Raw genomic sequence first — 19,478 nt, 5'->3', positions numbered from 1 at the left:
GCCCGCCGCCGCCTCCGCGGCCGGCGCTGCCGCGCGGACGGTTCAATGGCGCGGACGGTTCAGTCGCGCGGACGGTTCAGTCGCCGATGAGGGCGTCCACGAAGGCGCCGGGTTCGAACGGGGCCAGGTCGTCCGCGCCTTCCCCGAGCCCGATGAGCTTGACCGGGACGCCGAGTTCGCGCTGCACCGCGATGACGATGCCGCCCTTGGCCGTACCGTCCAGCTTCGTGAGCACGATGCCCGTGATCGACACGACCTCGGCGAAGACACGCGCCTGGACGAGGCCGTTCTGGCCCGTCGTCGCGTCGAGGACGAGGAGCACCTCGTCCACCGGCGCCTGCTTCTCGACGACGCGCTTGACCTTGCCCAGCTCGTCCATGAGACCGGTCTTGGTGTGCAGGCGGCCCGCGGTGTCGATGAGGACCGCGTCGGCCTTCTCGGCGATGCCCTCCTTGACCGCGTCGAAGGCGATCGACGCCGGGTCGCCGCCCTCGGGGCCGCGCACGGTGCGGGCGCCGACGCGCTCGCCCCAGGTCTGGAGCTGATCGGCCGCGGCGGCGCGGAAGGTGTCGGCCGCGCCGAGCACGACGCTCTTGCCATCCGCGACGAGGACGCGGGCGAGCTTGCCCGTGGTCGTGGTCTTGCCGGTGCCGTTGACGCCGACGACCATCACGATGCCCGGTTTGTCGGGCGCGGCCTCGGTGTGCACGGTGCGGTCCGTGTCGGCGCCGACGAGCGTGAGGAGTTCCTCACGGAGCAGCGTGCGCAGCTCGTCGGTGGTGCGGGTGCCGAGCACGCGGACGCGCTCGCGCAGCCGCTCGACGAGTTCCTGCGTCGGCGCGACGCCGACGTCGGCGGTGAGGAGCGTGTCCTCGATCTCCTCCCACGTGTCCTCGTCGAGGTGCTCGCGCGAGAGCAGGGTCAGCAGCCCCTTGCCCAGGGCGTTCTGGGAGCGCGAGAGACGGGCCCGCAGGCGCACCAGGCGCCCGGCGGTGGGCTCGGGCACCTCGATCTCGGGCCGCGGGGGCAGCGCGACGACCGGGTCCTCGACGGCCTCGGGCGTCGAGGTCGCCGCCTCCGCGTCGGGAAGCGGTACCTCCTCGATCGTGCGGCGCTGCTCGTCGCGCGGTTTCTCGGCCTCGTCCCCGACGTGCGGTTCGGCCTCCGGGGCGGTGACGCTCGGCGTGCGCTCCGGCGGCGTGGGGGGGAGCCGCTTCTTGCGGCGTCCGCTCACCACCAGACCGCTGATCGCACCGATCACGACGACCGCGATGATGATTGCAAGGATGACGATGTCCATAACGCCCCCCAGTATCGGCCATGGCCGGGACACGGTCGGGGATTGCGTCCGACGGAGGGCTGGGGAGGGGGCTGCGGCGCGACGTCGCGGGACGTGGCGACGCGACGTCGCGCGGCCTGGGCGCGTACGACGCCGCGACGCCGCGGCCCGTCCGGCGACGCGACGTCGCCCGGCATACGACGCGTACGCGGCGTCGCCGCGTCCCCTACGTCGCGTGCCTCACTTCAGCCGTTGGCTGATGACCTTCGAGACGCCGTCGCCCTGCATTGAGACGCCGTAGAGCGCGTCGGCGACCTCCATCGTGCGCTTCTGGTGCGTGATCACGATGAGCTGGGAACTCTCCTGGAGCTCCTGCATGATGCGGATGAGGCGCTGGAGGTTGGTGTCGTCGAGTGCCGCCTCGACCTCGTCCATCACGTAGAACGGGCTCGGCCGCGCCTTGAAGATCGCGACCAGCAGGGCGACGGCCGTCAGCGAGCGTTCGCCGCCGGAGAGCAGTGAGAGCCGCTTCACTTTCTTGCCCGGCGGCCGGGCTTCGACCTCGACGCCGGTGGTGAGCATGTTCTCCGGGTCGGTGAGCAGCAGTCTGCCCTCGCCGCCGGGGAAGAGCCGCGAGAAGACGCCCTCGAACTCGCGCGCCGTGTCGTGGTACGCCTCCGTGAAAACCTGTTCGACGCGCTCGTCGACCTCCTTGATCACCTGGAGCAGGTCGGTGCGGGTCTTCTTGAGGTCTTCGAGTTGCTCGGAGAGGAACTGGTGGCGTTCTTCGAGCGCCGCGAACTCCTCCAGCGCGAGCGGGTTGATCTTCCCGAGCCGCTGGTAGGCGCGTTCGGCCTCCTTGAGTCGCTTCTCCTGTTCGGCGCGGACGAAGGGGCGCGGCTGGTTGCGCGGGTGCTCGGGGTCCTCGGGCAATTCCTCGCCCTCGGCCGGCGGCGAAGGCGGTACGAGGGTGCCGGGGCCGTACTCGGCGAGCAGGACGCTCGGCTCGACGCCGAGTTCGTCGAGCGCCCTGCCCTCCAGTTGCTCGATGCGCAGGCGCTTCTCGGCGCCGAGGACCTCGCCCCGGTGGACGGAGTCCGTGAGCTTGTCCAGTTCTGCCTTCAGCCTGCGACCGCTCTCGCGCTCGTGCGTCAGCTCGCGTTCGGCCTCCTCGCGGTACCGCTCCGCCTCGGCGCGCTCCGTCTCGGCGCGGCCGAGCGAGACCTCGACGTGTGCGAGGAGCTGCCGCGCTCCCGAGGCGACGGCGCGTGCGACGGCCGCCTCGTGGCGCAGTCGTGCGCGGCGCCGCTCCGCGCGCTCCCGCGCCTCGCGTTCGGCGCGCGCGGCGCGGTCGAGGCCGTCGGCGCGGCCCGCGAATGCCTTGACGCGTTCCTCGTGCGTACGGAGCTGGAGCCGGGCCTCCATCTCGGTCTGGCGGGCGTTGGCGCCGTCGGCGGCGAGCCGGTCGCGTACGGAGGTGTCGGGTTCCTCGTCGCCGTCCCACTCCCCCGCGTCGCCGAAGGGCGAGGACTCCTCGGCCACGGCGAGGCGCTCCTCCAGTTCGGCCGCCTCCGCCTCCGCGCGGTCGAGCGCGTCCTGCGCGCGCGCCGCCGCGGCGGCGGAGCGCTCCGCCTCCCCCGCGGCGCCCTTCGCCTGCCCGGCGAGCGCGCCGAGACGCTGCGCGACGGCAGACTTCTCGCGGTCCGCGGTACGCCGCTCACGCTCCAGTTCCTCCAAGGCCGCCGCGGCCTCGGCGCGACGCATCGCGGCGTCCTCCTGCGCGTCGGCGAGCGCGGCGCACCGTACCGCCAGCTCTTCGAGTTCGGCGGACGCCTCGTCGACGGACGCCTGTACCTCGATCAGGCTCGGCGCCCCGGCCGAACCGCCCTGCGCGAGGTGCGCGCCGAGGACGTCGCCCTCGGCGGTGACCGCGATGAGCGTGGGGTGCGTACGGACGAGCGCGAGCGCGTCGTCGAGCGTGCCGACCGCGACCATGCCGCGCAACAGGCGGCGTACGGCGCGGAGGAGGTGCTCGGGGCCGCTGACGAGGTCGGCGAGGGGGAGGGCGGGGGCGTCGGGGGCGCCGTTCGTCGCGACGTCGCGGGGCGGTTTGTGCGGGGCAACGTCGCGGGGCGGTGTGTGCGGGGCGACGTCGCGGGGGGCGGGGGGCGTCGCGGGCGCGGCGTACGCGGCGTCTCGTGCTCCGTCGTACGGCGCGACGTCGCGTGCCCCGCCGTACGACGCGGTGTCGCGCGCCACCGGTTTGTCTACGGCGGCCGGGGCGTCGGGTACGTCGCGCGGCGCGGGTACGTCGCGCAGGTCGCGGCGCGACGTCGCGGCGTCGGACGTCGCACGGTGCGTCGCGTCGTACGCCCCGTCGTACGCCCCACCTGACGTCGCGTCGTGCGTCGCCTTCGCGCACGGCGCACCGGCGTCGTACGACGCCACGGCGCCCTCCGTGACTTCGCCCGCCAGGAGCAGGACGGCGCGGCCCGCTTCCTGTTCGCGCAGGAGGCGGAGGGCCTGGGCCGCGGCGTCGGGGCCGTTGACGGCGAGGGCGTCGGCGGCGGTGCCGAGTCCGGCCGCGACGTGGGCCTCGTGGCCGGGTGCGACGGTGAGGAGTTCGGCGGCAGGGCCGAGCAGTCCGGTGAGCCGGTCGCCCGCCGCGAGGAGGGCGCCGGTGCCGTCCTTGCGGCGCAGGCCGAGGGCCAAGGCGTCGCGTCGTGCCTCGGTCGCGGCGCGGGAACGCTCAGCCGCCGCCGCGGCGTCGCGCGCGTCGTGGTGCGCGGCGTCGGCCTCCGCGCGGGCACGGCGCGCCGCCTCGTACCGCTCCTCGCGCGCGACGTCGCCCGCGTCGAGCCCCTCGACCTCGGCGCGCACACGCTCGTACTCCTCGTGCGCGACGTCGGCGCGTTCCCGCGCCTCGTCGCGCGACGTCGCGAGGCGCTCGATCTCGGCACGCGCCGATGCGGCCCGGCCGCGCGCGGCGGTCACCTGGCCCTGGAGGCGGGCGAGGCCCTCACGCCGGTCCGCGAGGGCGCGACTGACGTCGCGCAGGCGACGTTCCTCGAGGGCGAGCTGACGCTCCAGTTCGCCCCGGTGCGCGACGGTGTCCTCCAGGGCGCGTTCGGCGGCTTCGAGTGCCGCGGAGAGTTCGGCCTCCTGCTCGCGGATGCGCGCCGCCTCGCGCTCCAGGTCCTCCGGGTCGCGTCCGCGGCGCTCCTCGGCGGGTACGGACGTCGCGCTCGTGACGCGCGCCTCGGCGAGGCTGACGGTGCCGCGTACGCGCTCGGCGAGGCGCGACAGCTCGTACCACGTGTGCTGCGCGCTCTGGAGGCGCGGCGTCAGGGCGCGGACCGCCTCCTCCAGGCGCGCCTCGCGGGCGAGCGCCGCCTTGAGGGCGCTCTCCGCCGTCTCCTTGCGCTCCTTGAGCGCGGCCTCGTCGGCGACCTCGGCGTCGAGCGCGCGGCGCAGCGTGACGAGGTCGTCGGAGAGCAGCCGCAGGCGCGCGTCGCGCAGATCCGCCTGGATGACCGCGGCACGTCGCGCGACGGCGGCCTGGCGGCCGAGGGGTTTGAGCTGGCGGCGCAGTTCGTCGGTGAGGTCCTGGACCCGGGCGAGGTTGGCGCGCATCGCGTCGAGCTTCCGCAGCGCCTTCTCCTTGCGCTTGCGGTGCTTGAGGACGCCCGAGGCCTCCTCGATGAAGGCGCGGCGCCCCATCGGGTCGGCGTGCAGCACGGAGTCGAGCTGCCCCTGACCGACGATGACGTGCATCTCGCGGCCGATGCCGGAGTCGGAGAGGAGTTCCTGGATGTCGAGGAGGCGGCAGGTGTCGCCGTTGATCTGGTACTCGCTGCCGCCGTTGCGGAACATCGTCCGCGCGATCGTGACCTCGGCGTACTCGATGGGCAGGGCGCCGTCGCTGTTGTCGATCGTGAGCGAGACCTCGGCGCGGCCGAGCGGCGGCCGGCCGGTCGTCCCGGCGAAGATGACGTCCTCCATCTTGCCGCCGCGCAGCGATTTGGCGCCCTGCTCGCCCATCACCCACGTCAGCGCGTCCACGACGTTGGACTTGCCGGAGCCGTTCGGCCCGACGACACACGTGATCCCCGGCTCGAACCGCAGCGTCGTCGCGGAGGCGAAGGACTTGAACCCGCGCAGAGTCATGGCCTTGAGGTGCACGCCGCCGGACTCTACCGCCCCGGCTCCGCGCGGCGACGGCCGACGAAGCGCGCGGCGCGACGTGACCTGGGACGGGGCGGTTCGGAGCGGGGGCGGCGCGGGGGTACGCCGGGTGCCGCGACGCGGGCACGTCGCGGCACGTCGCGCAACGCGGCGTCGCGTCGCCCCCACGTCGCGTCGCCCCCACGTCTCCTACCGCCGCGTCACCTCGCGCCGCTACCCGCCACTGCGCCGTCACGCCGTCACGCAGCGTCGCGCCCCGCCGCGTCATGTACGCGGAGTAGCGGCCCGGGCGGCACCACGCGATGTCCCGCGCACCGTCACGGTTTCACCACGGAGCGCGCAGGGCAGATCAGTCGGTAGACACGGCCGGGAGGGGCGGGAAACAGCGGGGAACGGGCGGGTGAGGGCGGCAGGTGGCCGCGGGGAGGGCGTACGGGCCCGGGCCTCGCGCAAGGCCGCACGAGGCGACCGCGCCGCGCGGAAGAGGTCGCGAGCGGCGAACGGACGACCACCCGGACAGCGGGACGGCGCGAGCGGGGAGGGAAGGACGGGGGGACGGTAAAAAGAAAGGGACGCCGAAGCGTCCCTGGCGGTACCGGCGTGGCCGCACGGTTCACCTGTCACGCCCCTGCCCCGCGCCCCGCCGCGGGAACGCGGCGGTGTGCGGCAGCGGCTTGTGTCAGGTGAGCGCGGGCTCCGCCTGCGGTACGTCGAGGCTCTCCAGGAGAGAGCCGCCGTGCTGAGAAGCGGCAGCCGCGAGCGCGTCGTTCTCCGTCTGAATCCGTACAAGCTCGGATTCGAGGTCCTGCACGCGCTGCTGGAGCCGTCGCATCTCGGCGAGGAGTCGCGGGTCGGAGCCGCCGACGTAACCGAGAAGCGCCTTTGCCATGATGAGTGGTCCTCCACACTGAGTGACCGACCAGTACGGTGGTGGGTCGAGAGGGATTCGGTCCGCACCCGCGGTGTCCGGCAGCACTCCGTCTGTGACGTCGCCCGTCAGACAGCTAAGGTGCGCGGGGATTCCAGAGTCTCACCAAAAAGTTTGACGGTCAACACGATCAAGCCCCGGTGCGGCACGGCCGCGGGGCGCGCGGTGCTTCTGGCGACGGCGCGCGCACTCCCGCGAGCCGTGGGGGCGTGCGGGTCATCCTGGCGAGCGCCCGGCGGTCGGCGCAAGGGGCTCGCGGCAGTCACCAGCGGCTTTCCCCGGCGCCACCGAAGCACGCGGGGGAGCGTCGGCGGCGCACGGCGGGGGCGCGCACGCGGCGATCAGCGGATCGCGAATCCCTCGTAGCCGCCGCGAGGCGTGTCCCAGATCTCAGTCACGCCCTGGACGCTGCCGGGTGTGTCGTTTCCCCGCAGCCACTTCAACAACTCCTCGCACGCCGCGCGCGGCCCTTCCGCGACGACCTGAACGCGTCCGTCGCGCACATTGAGAGCGAAACCGCTCAGTCCGCCGATCTCCAGCGCCCGTGCCCGCGTGAACCAGCGGAAACCCACGCCCTGAACCGTTCCTCTGACCCACGCGGTCAGCCGTGCCTCGTCTTCCATGAGGGCACGCTAACCGGCCAATCACCTCAGGCACACTTCGTCCCCCGGGGCCATGGCGTAGGGTCCGCACCGCGGAGGACTCACCCGAACGGGTGAGTACGCCCGGGACAGTGGTGACGAGGGAAGGCCAGGACCATGGGACGCCACCGACGCTCAGCCGCCGGCCGCGCCGAACCAGCGGCGGGCTCTCCGGCCGGAGCCCGCACGGGGCCCGACCACGCCGGGTACGACCACGCCGGGTACGACTACGACGCGCGCGAGGCGCCCGGCCACGCAGCGTACGACCACGACGCGACGTACGGCGACCACGCGACGCACGCGTCGTACGAGGCCCCAGCCGCCCCCTACGCGCCCGCGACGTACGCGACGTACCCGGCACCGTCGCCGTACCCGAGGTTCGCGACGCATCCGGCGCCGTCGCCGTACGCGAAGTCCGCCCCCTCCAGCCCGTACGCCGCGTCCGAGCTCTTCCTCGCCCCCTCCACAGGTCCCCGCCCCGCCGCACATCCCGTCGCCGACATAGGCCGCGACGAGCACGGCGACGCGGGCGGTCATCGCCGGAAGCGGCGCGGTGCGCCCGTCCGCACCGGTCTGCTCGGGGTGTCCGCGGCGGTGGCGCTGGGTGCCGTGGCGGTCGGTACGGGGCTGGTGCCCGGTGGCGGCTACTCCTTCGGCGGGGGCCACGACGCGAAGGTCCGTGCGGCCGACGCGCCGTCGGACGAGGGGCAGGGCGAGGAGGCGTCGCCGGCGGACCGTACGACGCCTTCGGCCAGCCGGGGCGCCGCGCGTTCCGGCTCGCCCTCCCCCGCGGCGTCCGCCTCGCCCCGTACCGAGAAGAAGAGCAAGGCCGACGCCACGCCGAGCCCCTCCCGCTCCGTCGCCACGAGGCGGGGCGGTACGGGCACCTCCACGTCGCCCGGCACCGGGACCACCAAGACGGCGGCTCCTCCGCAGAGCGCGGCGCCCACCAAGACGGGGCCCGCGTCACAGGCGCCCGCGCGGCCGCCCGTCGCGGCGGCGCCCAGCGGTGACGAGAGCGCGGCGGCGGCTGCCGTCCTCGCCCTCGTCAACCAGGAGCGCGCCAAGACGGGATGCAGCGCGGTCCGTGCGGACGGCGCGCTCGCCTCGCTCGCCACGGCATTCAGCGACGACATGGCGGCACGCGGCTTCTTCGACCATACGGACCCCGACGGCGACACGCCCTGGGACCGAGCGGACCAGGCCGGCGTCGGCAACCTCGGCGGCGAGAACATAGCGCGCGGCCAGGCCGACGCCGCCGCTGTCATGGAGTCCTGGATGAAAAGCCCGGGCCACCGCGCGAACATACTCAACTGCGACTACAAGACGCTGGGTGTGGGCGTCCACTTCGGCTCCGGCGGCCCCTGGTGGACGCAGGACTTCGGTTTCTGAGCCACAGCACGCCGACACGACGCGCACGCCGCGCGGACCCGGCCACGTCGCCTACCTACGCGACGTCGCGCACGCCGCCACGCCGACACGTCGCGCACGCCGCGACGTCCCATACGCCACGCGCACACCGCTGCACCGCGACGTCGCGCCCCCTCCACGCGACGTCGCCCCCCACCCCGCGACGTCACCCCCACCACCTCCCCCCACCCCATCGCCCCACCCCATCACCCCCGCGGCCGCCGCTGGCACTTCGGGCAGTAGTAACTGGACCGGTTCATCCACGCGTCGCGCCGGATCGGTGTCCCGCAGCGCCGGCACGGCTCGCCCTCGCGCCCGTAGGCGTCGAGGGAGCGGTCGAAGTAGCCCGACTCACCGTTGACGTTCACGTACAGGCTGTCGAAGCTCGTGCCGCCGACGGCGAGAGCGGCGTTCATGACGTCGCGCACGTGGCCGAGGAGTTCGTCGGTGCCGGGGCGGGTCAGGCCGGCTGTGGGACGGTCGTAGTGGAGGCGGGCGCGCCACAGCGCCTCGTCGGCGTAGATGTTGCCGACGCCGCTGATGAGCGACTGGTCGAGCAGGGCGCGCTTGATCGTGGTGCGCTTGCGGCGCAGTGCCGCGTGGAAGGCCGCGTCGTCGAAGAGCGGGTCGAGCGGGTCGCGCGCGATGTGGGCGATGACGTCGGGGACGCCGCCCTCGCCCGTCTCGTGGAGCGAGAGGCCGCCGAAGGTGCGCTGGTCGACGAAGCGGAGTTCGGTACCGAGCGCGTCGTCGAAGCTGATACGGACGCGCAGGTGCTTCTCGGCGGGCGCGGCGTGGGGCTGGACGAGGAGCTGGCCGCTCATGCCGAGGTGCGCGAGGACCGCTTCGCCGCCGCCGTCGAGCGGCAGCCACAGGTACTTGCCGCGACGGCGCGGCGTCGCGAACGTCCGCCCCCTCAGGCGGGCGGCGAAGTCTTCGCCGCCCGCGACGTGCCGCCGCACGGAGCGCGGGTGCAGCACCTCCGTGGCGGCGACGGTGCGCCCGTCGATCCAGCGGGCGAGCCCCCTGCGGACGACCTCGACCTCGGGCAGTTCGGGCACGGTGCGGCTCTCCTGGGATCAAAGGCGCCAACGGCGGGGTGGAAGGGACGTACGAGGCGTGAGCGCCCCCAACGACACCCACCCGGCACCCGCCGTCCCGGCCCGTGGACGTACGGGCCGGAGCGGGGCGGGTGCCGGGTGGGACGACGGACGGTGCCGTCGGGTGTCAGGCAGTGGAAGCGGAGCCGCCCTCGGGGACGACGTCGCCGGGCGAGGGGACCTCGCCCGCGGCGGCCTGCTCGGCCGCACGCGCGTCGGCGGCGGCGCGGATGGCGCGCCACGCCGACTCGGCGGCCTGCTGCTCCGCCTCCTTCTTGCTGCGGCCGGTGCCGGTGCCGTACGAGACGCCTCCGACGCGGGCGGCAGCAGTGAAGGTCTTCTCGTGGTCGGGACCTTCCTCGGTGACGAGGTACTCGGGAACCCCGAGCCCCTCCATCGCGGTCAGTTCCTGGAGACTGGTCTTCCAGTCCAGGCCCGCGCCGAGTTCCGCGGACTTCTCGATCAGCGGGTCGAAGAGGCGGTGCACCAGCTCCGCCGCCTTGTCGAGACCCTGATCGAGGTAGACCGCGCCGATCACGGCTTCCAGTGTGTCGGCGAGGATCGATGCCTTGTCCCTGCCGCCCGTGCCCTCCTCGCCCCTGCCGAGCCTGATGAAGGCCCCCAGGTCGAGGCCCCGGCTCACCTCGGCGAGCGCGCGGGAGTTGACGACCGCCGCGCGCAGCTTCGCGAGCTGTCCCTCGGGGAGGTCGGGGTGGGTGCGGTACAGCGTGTCGGTGACCACCAGGCCGAGCACGGAGTCCCCGAGGAACTCCAGGCGCTCGTTGGTGGGCAGACCGCCGTTCTCGTACGCGTACGAGCGGTGCGTGAGCGCACGCACCAGAAGGGCGGACTCCAGGTGATACCCGAGCCGCCCTTCCAGGAGCGTGTGGGACGAGGCCGCGGTGTCCGCCGAGGCGCCCGAGCGGGGCGCCTTCTTCTTAGGGGCGTTAACCAATTCCCTCTCGGCCTTTCTCGCCACTCTCGTCAGACCTCGAGGACCTGACGCTTGTTGTACGTGCCGCAGCTCGGGCACGCGATGTGCTGGAGCTTGGGCTCGTGGCAGCGCTCGCACGCCACCAGGGTGGGGACCGCAGCCTTCCACTGCGACCGGCGGTGGCGCGTGTTGCTGCGCGACATCTTCCGCTTCGGAACAGCCACGGCTACTTCTCCTGCTTCTCGTCGACGCCGATTTCGGCGCCGTCCAGCTCGTCCTTCTCGCCGGCCGGCATGGTCCCGGCGAGTCCCTGCAAAGCCGCCCAACGTGCGTCGACGGCGTCATGGTGGTGGTCCGGGTCGTCCGCGAGCAGCGCACCGCAGACGGCGCACAGCCCCGGGCAGTCCTCCCGGCACACCGGCTGCATGGGCAGTGACAGCACCACCGCGTCACGCAGCACGGGTTCGAGGTCGAACATTCCGTCCTCAAGGGGGGTGATGCTCTCGTCCTCGTCCGAGTCCGCGTCGGTGCCCGCCATACGGCGGTGGCGCTCTTCGGCCTCGGGGTACGAGAACATCTCCTGGAAATCCGCGGTGAGCTCGCGCTCCAGCGGTTCCAGACACCTTACGCACTCCCCCTCGGCGTGCGCACGGGCGGTGCCCGTGACGAGCACTCCGTCCATCACCGATTCGAGGCGGAGATCGATCTCCACCGGGGAGTCCCCCGGGATGGCGATGACGTCGGCGATACCGAAGACGTTGTCGCCGCCCGGGGCCTGGACCGTCCGGGAGAGCTTCTGCATCGCACCAGGACGGCGCCCCAGCTCGTGCGTGTCGAACACGAGGGGGTTGCGGTGGTCGAGGCGGGCGTTCAGAGCTGCTCCTGAGTTCGGGTCCTGAGATCTGGGGGGGCCTGCGCGGCGGCAGGCGGGGCGCTCCGTCCGCGTACGTGAACCTTGTGGCCACATGTCGTGGCCTAGGCCACGTCCGGGCAGAGACAAACCGAAACACCAGGGTACTGGAGAGTGCGCTATCGGCCCAATCCGGCCCCGGCCCGGCCGGACGGTCCCCTCAGCGCCCCTGCTCGTACGCCCGCAACTGCTCCGCGCTGATCATCGTGGTGTCGAAGAAGCTCGTCTCGTCGAGCGAGCCGCCCTGCGACTGGGTCTGCTGCTGGGTCTGCTGCTGCGGCCACGTCTGCGCGGGCTGCTGCTCGTACCCCTGCTGCGGGTCCGGGTAGCCGTAGCCGTTCTGTGTCGCGTACGGGTCCTGCGGCTGCGGGTAGCCGTAGGGGTCGGCGGGCGCGGCGTAGGGGTCGGTCTGCTGCGGATAGCCGTACGCGTCGGTCTGCGTCCCGTAGCCGTACGGATCGGCCTGCGCGGCGTAGGGCTGCTGCGCCGGAGGCTGCGGGGCCTGCTCGGGGAGCGCGGCGACGGCGGGCTCGGGGAGCGGCGGGAGTACGAGACCGCCCGACGTGCCGCCGCCGGGAGTGCCGCCACCCGACATGCCGCCGCCGAAGGTGCCGCCCGAGGCGCCGGCGCCCGCGGAGGAGTCGCCGGGCGGCGCGGCGTCCGGCGTGGCGTCGCGCGTCGCGGCGAGGTCGGCGAGGTAGTCGGAGTCGCTGCTGTACTGGCGCTCGCCGCCGTCCTCGGCGAGGGCGGCGAGGTCGTCGGTCGCGACGCGCCCGTGCAGCTTGTCGCGGCCGCGACCCACCGCGTCGAGGGTCTTGGCGAGCACGGCCTCGAAGGCGCCGAGCTTGACGTCCACGTACTCGTCGGCGCGCCGGCGCAGCGTCTCCGGGTCGCCGCTGCGCTCGGGGGCCTCCGCGTAGTCGGGGTCCTCGTAGCCCTGCGCGTCGAGACCGTCACCGGTACCGAGGAGCTTCTCGCGGCCTCGCCCGACGGAGCCGAGGGTCTTGGTGAGGACGACCTCGAAGTTGGCGAGCTTGCTGTCCACGTAGTCGTCGGCGTCGGCCTTGACCTCGGCCGCCTCGCGCCGCGCCTCGCCCAGGATGCGGTCCGCCTCGCCCTGCGACTGCCGCGCCACGGCGGTGTCCGCGACGAGGCTGCCGCGCTCGTCGTGCGCACCGCGGATGATGCGCTCGGCCTCGGCGCGCGCTTCGCCGACCATGCGCTCGCGCTCCCCGATCAGCTCCTGCGCCTGGGCGAGCGAACCCGGCAGGGCCTCCCGTACCTCCTCCAGCATCGCGAGCAGGTCGGCGCGGTTGATCACGCAGGAGGCCGACATGGGCATGGACCGGGCCGCGTTGACGACCTCGACGATCTCATCGAGTTTCTTCTGCACGTCCACCGTGTGCTCGCCACTCTCTCGACTGATGGGGAGACGGACCGCTCGGCTGCTGCGGAGCCGGACGGGACGACTGTACGGCCACGACGCGGCGCGGCGACACCGGGTGACGCGACGTCATGACGGGGCGCGGGGCGACGTGACGCGACGTGTCGCGTGGCGTGGGGCGGCGTACGGGACGTGGCGCGGGGCGCGACGTCGCGCCGTACGGGGCCGCGCGGCGCGACGTCACCGCGCGACGTCGCGCCCCTCCCCCGCGCCGCCTCGCTCACCGCTCTCGCCTCACCGCTCTCCCCTTACTCCTCACTGCTCCGCGAGGCGGCGCGTGAGCGCGGTGTGGACGGTCGGCGGCAGGAGGTGGGAGACGTCGCCGCCCCACTGCGCGACCTCCTTGACGAGCGAGGAGGAGAGGAAGCTGTAGGTGGGATTCGTGGGGACGAAGAGGGTCTCGACGCCGGAGAGCCCGTTGTTCATCTGGGCCATCTGCAACTCGTAGTCGAAGTCGCTGACGGCGCGCAGTCCCTTGACGATGGCCGGGATGTCGCGCTGCTTGCAGAAGTCGACGAGGAGACCGTGGAAGGCCTCGACCTCGACGTTGCCGAACTCGGCGGTCACCTCGCGGATCAGTTCCATGCGCTCGTCGACCGTGAAGAGCCCGCGCTTGGACTTGTTGATCATCACGGCGACGTGCACGACGTCGTAGAGCTTGGAGGCCCGGGCGATGATGTCGAGATGACCGTTGGTGATCGGGTCGAAGGACCCAGGACAGACGGCGCGGCGCAACGTGATCCCCTCGCTCTGCGGTCGATTCATGGTGCGTTTTCGCACGTGGAGGCGGCGCGACCGTACCAAAAGGTCCCTTCGCCGTAGCGCCGGGACCGCAGTGCGTCGAAGCCGCCCGGCCAGCCGAACTCCCCGCCCCTGGTGCTGCGCTCCACGGTGACCAGCGCTTCGTCAACGAGCCAGCCGTGAGTACGGAGTGTGATCAGAATCTCGCTGAGTTCGGCGTCCGTGACCGCGTAGGGGGGGTCGAGGAAGACGAGGTCGTACGGGGCCGACGGCGGCGGCCCGGCGGCGATCTGCGCCGCTTTGCCCGGCCTGACCTCGGCGCCCGGGAGGGCGAGGTCGCGGACGTTCGCACGGATGGTGCGCACGGCGCGCGCGTCGCTCTCGACGAGCAGCGCGTGTGCCGCGCCGCGCGAGAGCGCCTCCAGGCCCACGGCGCCGGAGCCCCCGTACAGGTCGAGGACGCGTTCGCCGTCGAGCGGGCCGCCGAGGAGCGCCTCCCACGTGGAGAAGAGGCCCTCGCGCGCCCGTTCGGAGGTGGGGCGGGTGCCGGTGCCTGGTGGTACGGCGAGGCGGCGGCCCCCGGCCGTCCCGGCGATCACGCGGGTCATGGTGCTAGTCGGTCCTCGTCGCTCGGCCCTCGCCGGCGCCCGTCCCGGCGACCACGGCATACGCACCACCGGGCCTCCCGGCCGGACCCGGTCGGTACGTGTCCAGCGTAGGCGGCGGGACGGCGCACGCGCGCGGGGGCCCGCGTGATGCCCGCGCGAGGCCGCCTCGCCCCGCACCCGTCTCAGCTCCTCACCCCTTCTCCAGATAGCTCTCCCTCTCCTCGTCGAGCAGGGCGTCCAGTGCCGTGCGCAGTGCCGGGTGCGCCTCCAGGGCGGGGTCGGCGGCGACGACGGCCGTGGCCTCCTCGCGGGCCTCGGCGATGATCTGCTCGTCCTCGATGACGGCGAGCATCCGCAGCGAGGAGCGGACGCCGGACTGCGCCTGGCCGAGGACGTCGCCCTCGCGACGTTGTTCCAGGTCGACGCGCGACAGTTCGAAGCCGTCCAGCGTCGCGGCGACGGCGCCGAGACGGGCGCGCGCCGGGCTCGCCTCCGGCATGTCCGTGACGAGCAGGCACAGGCCCGGCGCGGAGCCGCGGCCCACCCGCCCGCGCAGCTGGTGGAGTTGCGAGACCCCGAAGCGGTCGGCGTCCATGATCACCATGGCGGTCGCGTTGGGCACGTTGACGCCTACCTCGATGACCGTCGTCGCGACGAGCACGTCCAGTTCGCCCGCCGCGAAGCGGCGCATCACGGCGTCCTTGCCGTCCGGCCCGTCCGGCGCCATCCGCCCGTGCAGGATGCCGACGCGCAGCCCGGCGAGCGGCCCCTCGGCGAGGCCGCGCGCGACGTCGAGCACGGCGAGGGGCGGACGCTTGTCCCCGGCGGCGTCGGCACCCGCTTCGTCGTCCGCGCCGAACCCCGTACCGAACGCCGCGCCGTCCGCGTCCTGCGCCGCCCTCGTGCGCGAGGACGCGCCCTTGCCCGCCTTGGCCCCCTTCTTGGCCGCCTTGGCCCCCGCGGCCTCCTCCTCGTCGCCGATACGTGGGCAGACCACGTACGCCTGATGGCCCCCGGCGACCTCCTCGCGCACGCGCTCCCAGGCGCGCGCCAGGAAGTGGGGTTTGTCCTGGGCGGGGACGACGTGCGTCGCGATCGGGGAGCGTCCGGCGGGAAGCTGGTCGAGTACCGAGGTCTCCAGGTCGCCGAAGACCGTCATCGCGACGGTGCGCGGGATGGGCGTCGCGGTCATGACGAGCAGGTGCGGCGGCTGCGCGCCCTTGGAACGCAGCGCGTCGCGCTGCTCGACGCCGAAACGGTGCTGCTCGTCGACGACCACGAGCCCGAGGTCGTGGAACTTCACGACGTCCTCGATGAGCGCGTGCGTACCGATGACGATCCCCGCCTCGCCGGTCACGAGGTCGAGGAGGACCTTCCGGCGCGCGGCGGCACCCATCGAGCCCGTGAGCAGCACGACGCCGGTCGCGTGCTCCGCCGCGCCGAGCGTGCCGCCCGAGGCGAGGTCGCCCATCATCTCGGTGATCGAGCGGTGGTGCTGCTGCGCGAGGACCTCGGTCGGGGCGAGCATCGCCGCCTGACCGCCCGCGTCGACGACGGCGAGCATGGCGCGCAACGCGACCATCGTCTTGCCGGAGCCGACCTCGCCCTGGAGGAGACGGTGCATGGGGTGATCGGTGGCGAGGTCGTCGAAGATCTCGCGCGAGACCTTCTGCTGGCCCTCGGTGAGGGTGAAGGGCAGGCGCGCGTCGAAGGCCGTGAGCAGCCCGTCGGGGGCGGGGCGGCGCGGAACGGCGGGCAGTTGCGCGTCGGCGTGGCGGCGGCGGGCGAGCGCGGTCTGGAGGACGAACGCCTCGTCCCACTTGAGGCGGTCGCGCGCCGCCTCCTCGTCGGCCCTGCTCCGCGGCCGGTGAATCTTGAGCAGGGCCTCGGGCAGGGGCAGCAGCCCACGTCCCTCGCGCAGGGCATCGGGCAAGGGGTCCAGCGCCTCGTTCGCGCTCGGCAGCACCGCGTCGACCGCCTTGGCGATCTTCCAGGACTCCAGCTTCGCGGTGGCCGGGTAGATCGGCAGCAGGCTCGACGCCCAGGTCCCGGCGGCCTCGCGCGCGTCGCTCTCCTCGGCGAGCAGTTCGTAGGCGGGGTGGGCGAGCTGGAGCTTCCGGTTGAAGACGGAGACCTTGCCCGCGAACATCGCGCGCGTGCCGGGGAGCAGGTCGTGCTGCGGCTTGTGCACGCCGCGCCCGAAGAACACCAGTTGGAGCCGGCCGCTGCCGTCCGTGATGGTCACTTCGAGCCGCTTGCCGCGGCCCGCGTTGAAGGTGTGCACCCGCGCGTCGGCCACGCGCGCCACGACGGTGACGTGCTCGTCGAGCGGCAACTCGGCGAGCCGCGTCAGCTCCCCGCGCTCGGCGTAGCGGCGTGGGTAGTGGTGGAGCAGGTCACCGACGGTGTGCAGGCCGAGGTGCTCGGCCATCACCTTCGCGGTGGGCGGTCCGAGCACCTTCTTCAGCGGTTCATCGAGCGTGGGCACCCTCCCATTGCACACCACGGGACCGACAACCGGTCGCCCACGCCTCGCGGGAGAGCAGAGGGGGAGGCGGGGAGGGGAGCTGTGCGGGGGCGGGGGGGCCGGGGGGAGCCGGGGGGTCTGAGGGAGGTACGCGGGTACGGGGCTTGCGCTACGTCGCGCGGCGCGGCATCACGGCGCGTACGCCGCGTCGCCTGCGTCGCGGGAAGGGCGCGACGTCGCGGGGACGGCGCCACGTCGCGTAAGCCATGGGCTCGGCGCCACGTCGCGTACGACGCACCGCACGCCCCCGCCGCGACGCCTCATTCCACCCCGACGAGCAGCAGCGCCGCGTCCCGTCCCCCGGCGTAGACGACGGTGTCCACCGCGAGGTGGTGCGCGCGTACGTGCTGCTCCAGTTCGTCCGCGAGCGTGCCCGGGCAGTCCTCGCCGAGGACGAGCGTGACCATCTCGCCGCCCGCCGCGAGCATCCGGTCGAGCACGGTGCGTGCGATCGCGGCGACGTCCTGCCCGATGACCACGACGTCGCCGTCGATGAGCCCGAGCACGTCGCCGGCCTGGCAGATGCCGACCGAGGTCCACGAGCGGTGTTCGGCCACGGCGAGTTCCGCGTAGCGCGTCGCGCCCGCGGCGCTGGTCATGGCGACGACGTCCTCGTCGAAACGCCGCTCCGCCTCGTGCACGGCGAGCGCGGCGACGCCCTGCACGGCGGAGCGGGTGGGGATCACGGCGACGCGTACGCCCAGGTGGCGCGCGTCCTGCGCGGCGGCCGCGGCGGTGTGGTGGAGGTCGGCGTCGTTGGGCAGCAGGACGACTTCGTGGGCGTGCGCGCGACGCACCGCCTCGGCGAGTTCTCCGCTGCCGGGCAGTTCGCCCGGCCTGGCGGGCACCGTCGCGGCGCCCGCCTCCGCGTAGAGCCCGGCGAGCCCTTCGCCCGGGACGACGGCGACGATGGCGCGCGGGACACGCTCTCCGCTCGCGGGGGCGGGCCGCGCGGCGTCGGAGGCGAAGTGCGTGACGCGGACGCGGTGCGGGCGGCCCGCCTCGATACCCGCCTCGACGGCGGCCCCCGCGTCGTCCACATGCACATGGACGTGCCACAGGCCGTCCCCGCCGACGACGACGAGGGACTCCCCGAGCGCGTCGAGCCGCGCGCGCAGACGCGCCACCGCGTCGTCCTCGGCGTCGAGGAGGTAGATCACCTCGTACCCGGGCCCCGACCCGTCCCACTCCTCGGTGTCCCGGCACGCGACGTCACCGCTCCCCCGCCCCGCAACGTCGCCCGCGCGCGCGACGTCTCCGCCCCGCGCGGCGTCACCCCCCGCGACGTCCTCCCCGGACGCCGCGTCGTCCCCGTCCCCCGCGCCGTCCAATCCCGCGCCGTCCACCCGCGCCGCGTCCCCGCCCCGTACCCCGCGCGGGGTCTCCGGGTGCCGCGACTGCCAACGCTCCGGTCGCGCGACGGGGCCGCCCGCGAACGGCTCCCCGCCCAACGCCGCCACCAGCGCGGCGAGTACCGCGACGAAGCCCCTGCCCCCCGCGTCCACGACGCCCGCGCGACCGAGCGCGGCGAGCTGTCCCGGGGTGCGCTCCAAGGCGTCGCGCGCGGCGTCGTACGCGGCGCGGGCGACGACGCGGCAGTCGGCCTCGTCCGGCGGGCAGGCGCGCGCCGCCGCCGACGCGACGGTGAGGACCGTGCCCTCGACGGGATGCGCCACGGCCTCGTACGCGGCGTCGGCGGCGCGGCGCAGGGCGGCGGCCAGGACGACGCCGTCGACCGCTTCGCCCGCGGCCCCGACGAGCACCTGCGCGGCGCCGCGCAGCAACTGCGCCAGGATGGTGCCCGAGTTGCCGCGCGCGCCGACGAGCGCGCCGTGCGCCATGGCGCGGGCGACCCCGTCGAGGCCGGGCCCCGGCGAGGCGTCCGTACCGTCCCCGGACGCCGCCCCGTCCTCGTACGCCTCGAAAACAGCCTCGACGGCGCGGGAGGCCGCCTCGGTCGTGAGGTAGAGGTTGGTCCCGGTGTCGCCGTCGGCGACCGGGTAGACGTTGATGGAGTCGATCTCCTCGCGCGCCCGGCCCAGTGCGTCGAGTGCCGTCGCGCACCAGGCGCGCAGCGTGGCGGCGTCGAGGAGCCGTCCTTCGTTCCCGGACATCAGGGCCTTCCCGGGCACCAGGGCCTCCTTGCGCAGCCGGACGAACGCAGCGTAGTCGCAGCTCGGACCGGGTGCGGCCGGAGCCCGGGGACAGCCATCGCCGCGGTCATGGTAGTTTCGTAGAGCGGGAGTAGCCGCTGTATGCTGCTCCGGTTGCCCGATGAGAATCGGGCCATTCCCCCCGGCAACGCCAAATCAGGCACTTCCGTCTCTGATCCCGGCCTGCCGGGATTCACTGTAAGTGCATCTGAAGTCTTTGGAGTGACCCGTGGCTGCCAACTGCGACGTCTGCGGCAAGGGGCCGGGCTTCGGCAACAACATTTCGCACTCGCACCGCCGTACGCCGCGTCGCTGGAACCCCAACATCCAGCGCGTGCGTGCCGTGGTCGGTGGAACGCCGAAGCGGCTCAACGTCTGCACCTCGTGCATCAAGGCCGGCAAGGTCTCGCGCTAAGCGTGAGGCGGTCCCGTTTCACGACGGTACCGATCCGGTCTCGCGCTGACGTAGTGCGGCGCGGCCACCTGGCTGGTTGCTGTGAGAGCCGGTCCCCCTCAGGGCGGACCGGCTCTTACGTGTACCCGGATGCGGGGGCGTCTCCTCCCGGTACGGGGCCGAGGCCCCGTACCGGACCGACTCCACGCACGGGACCGCCTCCA

15 protein-coding genes are annotated in these 19,478 nt (G+C 73.7%); 2 read left to right on the top strand and 13 right to left on the bottom strand.

Translation table 11 applies throughout. The features are described 5' to 3' along the window. Window positions 1-76 precede the first annotated feature (76 nt). From ftsY to ACIP4O_RS14915, 4 genes are all read right to left on the bottom strand, one after another. On the bottom strand, window positions 77-1,300 hold the full coding sequence (gene ftsY / locus ACIP4O_RS14930; RefSeq protein ID WP_401574841.1) for a signal recognition particle-docking protein FtsY: 1,224 nt from the start codon (window positions 1,298-1,300) through the stop codon (window positions 77-79). 219 nt (window positions 1,301-1,519) lie between these two features. Beyond that, window positions 1,520-5,461 carry an AAA family ATPase gene (locus ACIP4O_RS14925; protein ID WP_401574840.1) on the bottom strand — a complete coding sequence of 1,314 codons (3,942 nt, stop codon included), beginning with the start codon at window positions 5,459-5,461 and terminating at the stop codon, window positions 1,520-1,522. A 682-nt stretch (window positions 5,462-6,143) separates the two neighbouring features. Then, the gene (locus ACIP4O_RS14920) at window positions 6,144-6,353 is read right to left on the bottom strand and encodes a hypothetical protein (protein ID WP_361330215.1); all 210 of its coding nucleotides are present in this window, start codon (window positions 6,351-6,353) and stop codon (window positions 6,144-6,146) included. A 380-nt stretch (window positions 6,354-6,733) separates the two neighbouring features. Continuing rightward, on the bottom strand, window positions 6,734-7,015 hold the full coding sequence (locus ACIP4O_RS14915; protein WP_401574839.1) for an acylphosphatase: 282 nt from the start codon (window positions 7,013-7,015) through the stop codon (window positions 6,734-6,736). Window positions 7,016-7,150: 135 nt separating this feature from the next. Between ACIP4O_RS14915 and ACIP4O_RS14910 the strand changes: the two genes are divergently transcribed. Then, the gene (locus ACIP4O_RS14910) at window positions 7,151-8,425 is read left to right on the top strand and encodes a CAP domain-containing protein (protein WP_401574838.1); all 1,275 of its coding nucleotides are present in this window, start codon (window positions 7,151-7,153) and stop codon (window positions 8,423-8,425) included. Window positions 8,426-8,649: 224 nt separating this feature from the next. Here ACIP4O_RS14910 and mutM read toward each other — a convergent pair whose 3' ends face one another. From mutM to ACIP4O_RS14865, 9 genes are all read right to left on the bottom strand, one after another. Next, window positions 8,650-9,504, bottom strand: a complete 855-nt coding sequence (gene mutM / locus ACIP4O_RS14905) for a bifunctional DNA-formamidopyrimidine glycosylase/DNA-(apurinic or apyrimidinic site) lyase (protein WP_401574837.1) — start codon at window positions 9,502-9,504, stop codon at window positions 8,650-8,652. A 166-nt stretch (window positions 9,505-9,670) separates the two neighbouring features. Beyond that, window positions 9,671-10,498: a ribonuclease III gene (gene rnc / locus ACIP4O_RS14900; RefSeq protein WP_361330203.1), complete on the bottom strand. Its 828-nt coding sequence runs from the start codon at window positions 10,496-10,498 to the stop codon at window positions 9,671-9,673. A gap of 29 nt (window positions 10,499-10,527) precedes the next feature. After that, the gene (rpmF, locus tag ACIP4O_RS14895) at window positions 10,528-10,701 is read right to left on the bottom strand and encodes a 50S ribosomal protein L32 (protein WP_007493396.1); all 174 of its coding nucleotides are present in this window, start codon (window positions 10,699-10,701) and stop codon (window positions 10,528-10,530) included. 2 nt (window positions 10,702-10,703) lie between these two features. Next, window positions 10,704-11,351: a YceD family protein gene (locus tag ACIP4O_RS14890; RefSeq protein WP_401574956.1), complete on the bottom strand. Its 648-nt coding sequence runs from the start codon at window positions 11,349-11,351 to the stop codon at window positions 10,704-10,706. Between the two features lie 196 nt (window positions 11,352-11,547). Beyond that, window positions 11,548-12,786, bottom strand: a complete 1,239-nt coding sequence (locus ACIP4O_RS14885) for a cell division initiation protein (protein ID WP_401574836.1) — start codon at window positions 12,784-12,786, stop codon at window positions 11,548-11,550. 300 nt (window positions 12,787-13,086) lie between these two features. Next, window positions 13,087-13,566, bottom strand: a complete 480-nt coding sequence (gene coaD, locus ACIP4O_RS14880) for a pantetheine-phosphate adenylyltransferase (protein ID WP_203606758.1) — start codon at window positions 13,564-13,566, stop codon at window positions 13,087-13,089. Window positions 13,567-13,592: 26 nt separating this feature from the next. Beyond that, window positions 13,593-14,180, bottom strand: coding sequence for a 16S rRNA (guanine(966)-N(2))-methyltransferase RsmD (rsmD, locus tag ACIP4O_RS14875; protein WP_401574835.1), 588 nt, complete (start codon window positions 14,178-14,180; stop codon window positions 13,593-13,595). Window positions 14,181-14,370: 190 nt separating this feature from the next. Then, entirely contained in the window at window positions 14,371-16,611 is a 2,241-nt protein-coding gene (gene recG / locus ACIP4O_RS14870; RefSeq protein WP_401574955.1) for an ATP-dependent DNA helicase RecG, read from the bottom strand. A gap of 356 nt (window positions 16,612-16,967) precedes the next feature. Further along, window positions 16,968-18,821, bottom strand: a complete 1,854-nt coding sequence (locus ACIP4O_RS14865; RefSeq protein WP_401574954.1) for a DAK2 domain-containing protein — start codon at window positions 18,819-18,821, stop codon at window positions 16,968-16,970. Window positions 18,822-19,089: 268 nt separating this feature from the next. Between ACIP4O_RS14865 and rpmB the strand changes: the two genes are divergently transcribed. Continuing rightward, window positions 19,090-19,275 (top strand): 50S ribosomal protein L28, encoded by a 186-nt coding sequence (rpmB, locus tag ACIP4O_RS14860; protein ID WP_008745436.1) that lies wholly within the window; start codon window positions 19,090-19,092, stop codon window positions 19,273-19,275. The last annotated feature ends 203 nt before the right edge of the window (window positions 19,276-19,478 follow it).

It is taken from the genome of Streptomyces sp. NPDC088923 (assembly GCF_044749745.1).
In the GTDB taxonomy this organism is placed as follows: domain Bacteria; phylum Actinomycetota; class Actinomycetes; order Streptomycetales; family Streptomycetaceae; genus Streptomyces.
The sequence above is the reverse complement of the archived record's forward strand: the minus strand, read 5'-3'. Positions and strand labels throughout refer to the sequence as shown.

Excerpts from the sequence above, each read along its gene's own strand:
- ftsY (WP_401574841.1), bottom strand. The coding sequence starts at position 1,300 with ATGGACATCGTCATCCTTGCAATCATCATCGCGGTCGTCGTGATCGGT.
- ACIP4O_RS14920 (WP_361330215.1), bottom strand. The coding sequence starts at position 6,353 with ATGGCAAAGGCGCTTCTCGGTTACGTCGGCGGCTCCGACCCGCGACTC.
- ACIP4O_RS14915 (WP_401574839.1), bottom strand. The coding sequence starts at position 7,015 with ATGGAAGACGAGGCACGGCTGACCGCGTGGGTCAGAGGAACGGTTCAG.
- ACIP4O_RS14910 (WP_401574838.1), top strand. The coding sequence starts at position 7,151 with ATGGGACGCCACCGACGCTCAGCCGCCGGCCGCGCCGAACCAGCGGCG.
- rsmD (WP_401574835.1), bottom strand. The coding sequence starts at position 14,180 with ATGACCCGCGTGATCGCCGGGACGGCCGGGGGCCGCCGCCTCGCCGTA.
- recG (WP_401574955.1), bottom strand. The coding sequence starts at position 16,611 with ATGGCCGAGCACCTCGGCCTGCACACCGTCGGTGACCTGCTCCACCAC.
- ACIP4O_RS14865 (WP_401574954.1), bottom strand. The coding sequence starts at position 18,821 with ATGTCCGGGAACGAAGGACGGCTCCTCGACGCCGCCACGCTGCGCGCC.